This window comes from Bacillus sp. AFS001701 (assembly GCF_002559405.1).
Classification (GTDB): domain Bacteria; phylum Bacillota; class Bacilli; order Bacillales; family Bacillaceae_G; genus Gottfriedia.
In genome coordinates this window covers 1-5,914 of sequence record NZ_NTZO01000544.1, presented here as the reverse complement: position 1 = coordinate 5,914, position 5,914 = coordinate 1, and the positions used below count along the sequence as shown (strand labels likewise).

Below are 5,914 nucleotides of genomic sequence, written 5' to 3'. Positions count from 1 at the left end.
ATTTTGTTTGGATTATTAATTGTAACATTAACCTACTTTTCTAATTTTTCTGGTCCAAGATATCTCACAAATATAGGTTGGTTTCTTATTATAATTGGAATTATATATCCATTTTATAGTCGTGTTGTGAATTATTTTAAGCTTGAATTTGAAGATGAAAAAAATAGTGTATGATTATGATTATATTAAAAGGCTGCTTAGGTAGTCTTTTTAATATGGAAATTTTACACTCGAATAATCGTTAATAAATTTTTACATATAGAGAATTAATAAAATCTTATATTAGCACTTATTCAAATTTTACCTAGTTTTGTTTAATTTATAGAGGGCTTTTAATATTAAAGAGAATATAGCAATTATATCGAAAAGTTAAGTTTCTTCTAGATTAAAGATGATCCAACGAAATTAATTGGAGCTAATGGAACAAATTGTAAATTGGTTAAAAATAAATAAAGTTTAGGTTGTAGAGCAAAAAGATTACTAGAAATAAAAAAAATAGAGGAAGATCCTCTATTAATAGGCGAACTTATAAACCGCCAAGTGCTTTAATTGTAGCAGGTCCTACAATTCCGTCTACTTTTAAATGCCGGTCTTTTTGAAATTTGCGCACGGCTTGATCTGTATTGTTTCCAAATATACCATCGATACCTTTTGTACTGTATCCGAGTGATGTAAGCTTTTGTTGAAGCTTTTTAACTGTAGCCCCACGATTTCCCTTTTTTAATACAGTTCCGGTTGGGATAACGGCATTTGAACCACCACTACTACTTGTTACTTTGTATCCATTTGCATTTGCAATTGAGTCAAATGATTTACTTGAAGTTGTAATGACTACAGGTGTGCTCAATTTTACTCTATTAAAGAGCCACTCTACTTCATTATCATACATTCTAACACAGCCATGACTAACGTATTTTCCAATCGAACTTGGGTTATTGTTACCGTGGATGGCATATGTAGTTCCCCATGTACCACGAGCATTTAATCCAAGCCAACGGTTTCCAAGTGGATTTCTTGGATCCCCGCCAGGAATATGACCTGTATAGTAAGGTCTATTCACAATCTTATTTACAATTTTAAACTTACCTTCAGGCGTCAGAGTTGGACTTTTACCAGTGGCTACTTTAAAAACTTTGTAGAGTTTACCATTTTCATAATAAGCTAGTTGATTCGTTGATTTATTAATTATAATGAATTGAGATGTAGCAGCCTGGCTAGGTTTAATACCAATTCCCACAAACATAAGACAGGTTAAAATTAAAACAGCAAGCCATTTTCTAATCAATACCGTCCCTCCCGAATCATTTTTTCAAAGTCTTAATCAATTAATCCTATGATTGTAGAAGTTGTCCATTTGTCATTTTTTTTAAATATGCTTAAAATAACGATAGAAGATGATATTTGTAATGAATTTTTATAGTTCTTTTGGTTTGTATGATTAGAGAAGAAAAATCGAAATGTAATACTAATGACTTAAAAAAGGGAAATGGTATATTTAAAGTAGTGGAGGTGAAAAAATGAAAATTAATCATTATATGCTCCAACTATCATTACTAATCATCATTATTTTTGGTGGGACTTTTATCATTCATTTCATTAAAACGGGTAAATTTTTATCAGATCAATTTATTGGATTATCAGTAGGGATCTTAATCCTATTCTTTACTTTAATTTGGAGAAAATCTAGCAAACTTTCATAAGTCATAAAATTTGAGAAATCTAATATAACAAATTTCGATTTATATAGTAGAATGAATATAAGTTTAAGAAATTAATTGTGTTCTTGGATTGTATAAGAAATTAGACTCTATATTTAAGAATAAAAGTTAAATATCATAGTCTTTCAAGTAATTAGTTAGGGAGGAACGATTTTGTTTAAACGTATTTCTTTCTTTATTTTTGTTAATATTTTAGTGTTAATTACAATTACAACGATTACAACATTATTAGGCGTACCACGTTATATTAGTAATGGGGGATATTGGGCACTGCTTGCATTTAGTGTAATTGCAGGTTTTAGTGGAGCGATCATTTCATTATTATTCTCTCGTATAATGGCCAAATGGGTAATGGGTATAAAATTAATTGATCCTCGTTCTCCACAAATTGATCGATTAAATTTTGTATTAGAAGAGACTTATCGTTTAGCAAAACTTGCTGGTTTAAAGAAGATGCCACAGGTGGGCGTATATGATTCGGTTGAAGTTAATGCTTTTGCTACAGGACCTAGTAAAAGACGATCTTTAGTAGCTGTTTCTAGTGGAATGATTGAGACAATGGATCGTCCAGCAATTAGTGGAGTTTTAGCACACGAAATTGCTCATATAAAAAATGGAGATATGGTTACTACAACATTATTACAAGGTATAATTAACACTTTTGTTATTTTCTTCTCCCGTTTAGTTGCAAAAATAGTTTCTAATTTTGTAAGAGAAGAGTTATCTTATGTAGTTTATTTTCTTTGTTCAGTAGTATTCGAGATTATATTTAGTATTTTAAGTAGTCCGATTATTTTCTGGCATTCAAGAAAAAGAGAGTTTAAGGCAGACAGGTATGCGGCAGAACTTGGTGGAAAAGATAACATGATTCATGCTTTAGAATCATTAAGTCGAAATATTAGATTAGTAGATGATCGTCAAAAATCGATTGCAGCTTTTAAAATTAGCGGAAAAGAGAAATTCGCAAGATTATTCTCAACGCATCCACCACTAGAAAAACGAATTGAACGTTTAAAATCATTATAAAAGGTAAAGGCTTTTTACATTTAACGATGTAAAAAGCCTTTTTTATTGCATAAAATTGAAAGAAGGATTTCATCTATTTTTAGGGAATATAGATACTAAAAAGATGAGGTGTACTTTAATTTGGAGAGAGATAAAATTGAAAAATTGAAGACAACAGGAATAATTTTAGGTACCTTTGTAATAACCCTCGGAATTATCATATCTATTTCTATTATTAATTTTAATCACGCTAAAGCACATCCCATTATTATCAAAATTCCTAAATCACAAAGAATAATTACACTAGTTAATAAACAAGAATTAATGAACGTAGATTCAAATTTAAAAACTAATGTTTGTGAAGTTATCGATCTTCCAAAAACAAATAATAAAAATCAGTATCAAATAGTTTGTGATGATTCTGAGAAATACGGATTTATTGACAAAGAAATAATAGATAAAAATTCTCACCCTTCCTTGAAAGTCGGTGATACGGTTTACTTAACAATTTATAAAGATGGTAAATTAATGGTGAGAATAGAAAATGAATAAGGGTTAGAATTCAATAATATGAAGAAAGGAACTTCAGTTTAGCTGAAGTTCCTTTCTGTTTTAATTATAGCTTTTCTCCATTTGAAGCAATTACGTCTTTGTACCAGAAAAATGATTTTTTCTTCTTTCGTTCTAATGTGCCACTACCGTCGTCATGTTTATCGACATAAATGAAACCATAACGTTTTGAGAACTCACCTGATGATGCACTAACAAGATCAATACAACCCCAGCTAGTATAACCCATCAATTCTACGCCATCTTGAATTGCTTCTCCCATAGCATTAATATGCTCACGTAAATAATCAATTCGATAATAATCATTAATTGATCCATCTTCTTCGACTTTGTCATATGCACCTAGGCCGTTTTCTACAACAAATAACGGTACTTGGTAACGGTCATACAATTGATTTAAACTAATTCGTAAACCTACTGGGTCAATTTCCCAGCCCCAGTCACTTGCTTTTAGGAAAGGATTTTTAACTCCGCCAATCAGATTTCCTTGTGAGCTTTCTAAGTATGATTTATCTTTTTTCTCTGTTCTAGACATATAATAACTGAAGCCAATATAGTCAACAGTGCCTTTTTTAATTAATTCTAGATCCCCATCTTGCATTTCAATATTAATATTGTTTTCTTTAAAGAAGCGATTAATAAATGACGGATATTCGCCACGAACCTGAACGTCTGCACAGAAGTAATTAAAAAAGCGCTCTTCTTCAAGGGCATACATTACGTTGTTAGGATTCGAATCAAATGAATAAACCGGTGCATATAAAATCATACATCCAATTTGAGAATCTGGAATGATTTCATGACATGCTTTGACAGCAATACTACTTGCAACAAATTGATGATGAAACGCCTGGAATGTTGGTTGGTATTTATTTTTTTCTTCTTTGATCGAAAAACCAAGACCCATAATTGGCATAATTAATCCACTATTAATTTCATTAAAAGTCATCCAATATTTTACTTTGTTTTTATAACGATTGAAGATTGCGTTCACATATCTTTCAAAGAAGGTTACTACTTCTCGATTTCTCCAACCGCCATATTGTTTTACAAGATTTACTGGCATTTCATAGTGTGAAATTGTAACTACTGGTTCAATGCCATGTTTGTGAAGTTCGTCAAAAACACGGTCATAGAAAGCCAATCCTTCTTCATTTGCTTCTAATTCATTTCCATTTGGAAAGATTCTTGTCCAAGCAATTGACATTCGGAAAACTTTAAAACCCATTTCCGCAAATAAAGCAATATCTTCTTTATATCGGTGATAGAAGTCGATTCCTTCGTGGTTAGGATAATTATACTTTGAACGATCAATCTCAAAATTAAAGCCAGGTGACAGTAAAATGTTCAGTCTTTCCTTTCCGCCTGGAAGAACATCGGCAATATTTAAACCTTTATTTCCTTCATAAAATCCGCCTTCCATTTGATTAGCAGCAGTAGCGCCACCCCATAAAAAATCTTTAGGAAACTTAAACTGATTCATTTTTTTACCTCCTAATTTCTTTTTAGTTAATAGAGATATGAATATAATCACATTTACACCTTAGGTTAGAGTTAAAATAATAGATTAATATTTCCCCTTAGAATAGACAGATTAAAATTTAAGGCTGTTTATTTTAAGGGGTTTCTTTAAATGGAGATTAGGGGAAGTAAGAAGAAGAGAAAGATTAATCTTCAACCAAAACATTTTATTTTTTTTCACATACTTTAATAAAAACAGAAAATTAAGGGTGTGGAGAATTTGAATCGTTTTAAAGGACGTAAAGTCGATCAGTTACAATTCGATCTTGAATATAGAACTCAATTTACTTTTATAGTAAATGATGAAACTTTAAGTTGTGTTTTAAAAGATATTGCTAACGATTCAGTAAATATTGTTGGGATTTTACTGACAAAAAATGGTGAAAATAATAATTTCGTTAGACTCGTTCCTGGTACAACTGAATCGCAAAATAAGCAGAATCTAAAAGTAGTTAGAGAAGTACTTGAATCATTTAATGTGAAATTTAAAGAAGAAACTATTTTTGCTCTATTAAATATTCCCCCTGGTATTCCAGGAGTATTTAGTAAAATTTACGGTAGTTTATGGTGTAAGGTTGGTGTGAAATCATTCTTTATAGGAGAAAAAGATAGTCTTTTTTTAACCGTATCAAATATAAAGAAAGCAACGGATATTTTAAAGAATGATTACTTGATACAATGTGATAATCATTGTGAATAGCCTTGATCTCGATTTATGTAGTTTTAAAAAAAGTGACTTAAATAAAGCTTAATTTTCATTTTTGAATAGTATATTTCTGCAATAATTTGTTAGCTAATTCAATTCCTTCTTCTGTTAAGTAAACTGATTTAGCACGATTACTAAAAAATAAGAGATTATTATTCGATAACTTATTTAATGTATCGAAAGGATATCCTTTCCAACTTCTGAGTGTAGTTTCACCTAATACTGTGTTTTCTTCAAATGCTGTTAAATATAATAACATTAAAGTTAATTCATCGATCTGTTCTTGCATTCAAATAGTTCCTTTCTAATTTATATTTAAAAAATAAAGGGAATAAGAAAAACCTTTTTAAATATAAGGTTTCCTCTTATTTCTAATTAATAAACTATAAATTAG

The 5,914-nt window shown here is 30.2% G+C and carries 7 protein-coding genes; 4 read left to right on the top strand and 3 right to left on the bottom strand.

Features of this window, described 5'->3' with window-relative positions; translation table 11 throughout:
• Positions 1 to 526 precede the first annotated feature (526 nt).
• Complete coding sequence (locus tag CN514_RS22440; RefSeq protein ID WP_286141799.1) at positions 527 to 1,285, bottom strand: L,D-transpeptidase family protein; 759 nt, start codon at positions 1,283 to 1,285, stop codon at positions 527 to 529.
• Positions 1,286 to 1,517: 232 nt separating this feature from the next.
• Between CN514_RS22440 and CN514_RS22435 the strand changes: the two genes are divergently transcribed.
• From CN514_RS22435 to CN514_RS22425, 3 genes are all read left to right on the top strand, one after another.
• Positions 1,518 to 1,700: a hypothetical protein gene (locus tag CN514_RS22435; protein WP_098234474.1), complete on the top strand. Its 183-nt coding sequence runs from the start codon at positions 1,518 to 1,520 to the stop codon at positions 1,698 to 1,700.
• A gap of 171 nt (positions 1,701 to 1,871) precedes the next feature.
• Positions 1,872 to 2,744 carry a protease HtpX gene (htpX, locus tag CN514_RS22430; protein ID WP_098234473.1) on the top strand — a complete coding sequence of 291 codons (873 nt, stop codon included), beginning with the start codon at positions 1,872 to 1,874 and terminating at the stop codon, positions 2,742 to 2,744.
• Between the two features lie 120 nt (positions 2,745 to 2,864).
• Positions 2,865 to 3,275 carry a hypothetical protein gene (locus tag CN514_RS22425; RefSeq protein WP_098234472.1) on the top strand — a complete coding sequence of 137 codons (411 nt, stop codon included), beginning with the start codon at positions 2,865 to 2,867 and terminating at the stop codon, positions 3,273 to 3,275.
• Between the two features lie 64 nt (positions 3,276 to 3,339).
• On the opposite strand, the gene CN514_RS22420 is transcribed toward CN514_RS22425, so the two are convergent.
• Entirely contained in the window at positions 3,340 to 4,776 is a 1,437-nt protein-coding gene (locus CN514_RS22420; protein WP_098234471.1) for a glycoside hydrolase family 1 protein, read from the bottom strand.
• Positions 4,777 to 5,034: 258 nt separating this feature from the next.
• On the opposite strand from CN514_RS22420, the gene CN514_RS22415 reads away from it, so the two are divergent.
• On the top strand, positions 5,035 to 5,514 hold the full coding sequence (locus tag CN514_RS22415; protein WP_098234470.1) for a hypothetical protein: 480 nt from the start codon (positions 5,035 to 5,037) through the stop codon (positions 5,512 to 5,514).
• A gap of 55 nt (positions 5,515 to 5,569) precedes the next feature.
• On the opposite strand, the gene CN514_RS22410 is transcribed toward CN514_RS22415, so the two are convergent.
• Positions 5,570 to 5,809 carry a DUF6429 family protein gene (locus tag CN514_RS22410; protein WP_098234469.1) on the bottom strand — a complete coding sequence of 80 codons (240 nt, stop codon included), beginning with the start codon at positions 5,807 to 5,809 and terminating at the stop codon, positions 5,570 to 5,572.
• Positions 5,810 to 5,914 lie beyond the last annotated feature (105 nt).

What these genes read in the sequence shown, in the direction of transcription:
- CN514_RS22435 (WP_098234474.1), top strand. Translation starts at nt 1,518, where the DNA reads ATGAAAATTAATCATTATATGCTCCAACTATCATTACTAATCATCATT.
- CN514_RS22420 (WP_098234471.1), bottom strand. Translation starts at nt 4,776, where the DNA reads ATGAATCAGTTTAAGTTTCCTAAAGATTTTTTATGGGGTGGCGCTACT.
- CN514_RS22410 (WP_098234469.1), bottom strand. Translation starts at nt 5,809, where the DNA reads ATGCAAGAACAGATCGATGAATTAACTTTAATGTTATTATATTTAACA.